Here is a 1,691-nt window from a genome sequence, read left to right as displayed (position 1 = left end):
TTTCTCGTTGGAGATGACGGGGAAGGATGTCCCGGGTCTGTTGGAGGCGCGGGAGGTGATCCCGCAGGGCACGAAGGTCAATGTGACGTTCCTGGGTAATGAGGATCTGCCGATGCGGGTCGCTGCGGCTGCGGCGGTGCGGGAGGCCGGGTTCGTCCCGGTGCCGCATATCTCTGCCCGCCGGTTGGCTTCGCAGGCCCAGTTGGAGCAGTTCCTGGCGGCGTTGCAGGAGGTCGGCGCGACCGAGCATGTGTTCTGTGTGGGCGGGGATCCGGCCACTCCCGAGGGTCCGTACCCGGATTCGCTGAGTGTGATCCGCACCGGCATCCTGCAGCAGTACGGGGTGCGTGAGGTGTCCATCGCGGGCTACCCGGAGGGGCATCCCGACATTGCCGACGACGTGCTCTGGCAGCATCTGCGGGACAAGTCCGCCGCGCTGAAGGAGCAGGGCCTGGAGGCGGTGATCCTGACCCAGTTCGCCTTCGACACCGACCCGGTGATGGCCTGGATCAGACAGGTCCGTGCGCACGGCATCGATACTCAGATCCGGATCGGCACGCCGGGACCGGCCGGCATCAAACGACTGCTCGGGTTCGCCCGCCGGTTCGGGATCGGGGCGAACGCGATGATCGTGAAGAAGTACGGGTTCTCCCTGACGAACCTGTTGGGCACTGCCGGGCCGGACCGGTTCGTGTCCGACCTGTCCGCGCTGCTGGCGGCGGACCCTTCCAGCGGCACCGTGAAGCTGCACTTCTACACGTTCGGCGGTCTGAAGGCCACCGCCGTGTGGGCGCACGAGTTCACCACGGCGGGGGCCTGAGATGGCCCCGCACTCGCCGGCCTCCAAGGACACCGCGTGCCTGATCGTGCACGGCCCCGACCAGCCTGGCGTGGTCGCCGCCGTCAGCGCGTTGATCACCCGCAACCAGGGCAACATCATCGCGCTGGACCAGTACACGGACAACCCCGACGGCGGCCAGTTCTTCCAGCGGGTCGTCTTCGCCCGGCCCGATCTGTCCCTCGAGCTGCCCGCGATCGAGGCCGATCTGGAGCAGACGCTGGCCCCGTTCGGGCTGTCCTGGCGGCTGACGGACCAGTCCGTGCCCAAGCGGATGGCGATCCTGGCCTCCACCAGCGACCACTGCCTGCTGGATCTGCTGTGGCGGCACCGGCGCGGGGAGCTGCCGGTGACCATCCCGATGGTCATCAGCAACCACACCAACACCGCTGACGACGTGCGCTCCTTCGGGGTGCCGTTCTTCCACGTGCCCTCGCAGGGACCGGACAAGTCCGCCGCCGAGGCGAAGATCCTGCAGCTGCTGGGCGGCAACGTGGACTTCGTCGTGCTGGCCCGCTACATGCAGATCATCAGCGAGGACTTCCTGGAGAAGGTCGGCGTGCCCGTCATCAACATCCACCACTCCTTCCTGCCCGCCTTCATCGGCGCCGCCCCCTACCGCAAGGCCGCCGAACGCGGCGTGAAACTCATCGGCGCGACATCCCACTACGTGACCGCCGACCTGGACGAGGGCCCGATCATCGAGCAAGACGTGGTCCGAGTCACCCACGCCGACACCGCCGCCGACCTGCAACGCCGCGGCGCCGACGTGGAACGCGACGTCCTCTCCCGCGGCGTGCTCTGGCACGCCCAAGACCGCGTCATCCGACACGGCAACCACACCATCGTCTTC

2 protein-coding genes are annotated in these 1,691 nt (G+C 67.8%); both read left to right on the top strand.

Features of this window, described 5'->3' with window-relative positions; all coding sequences use genetic code 11:
* A partial coding sequence (locus tag ABD705_RS15995; RefSeq protein ID WP_344785396.1) for a methylenetetrahydrofolate reductase occupies positions 1-820 on the top strand: 820 nt, incomplete at its 5' end.
* Between the two features lies 1 nt (position 821).
* Positions 822-1,691: formyltetrahydrofolate deformylase (gene purU / locus ABD705_RS15990; RefSeq protein ID WP_344785394.1), on the top strand; the 870-nt coding region annotated here is incomplete at its 3' end.

The sequence above is a fragment of the Microbacterium kribbense genome (genome assembly GCF_039537285.1).
GTDB classification, from domain to species: Bacteria; Actinomycetota; Actinomycetes; order Actinomycetales; family Microbacteriaceae; genus Microbacterium; species Microbacterium kribbense.
This window is presented reverse-complemented; position numbering and strand designations above follow the sequence as displayed.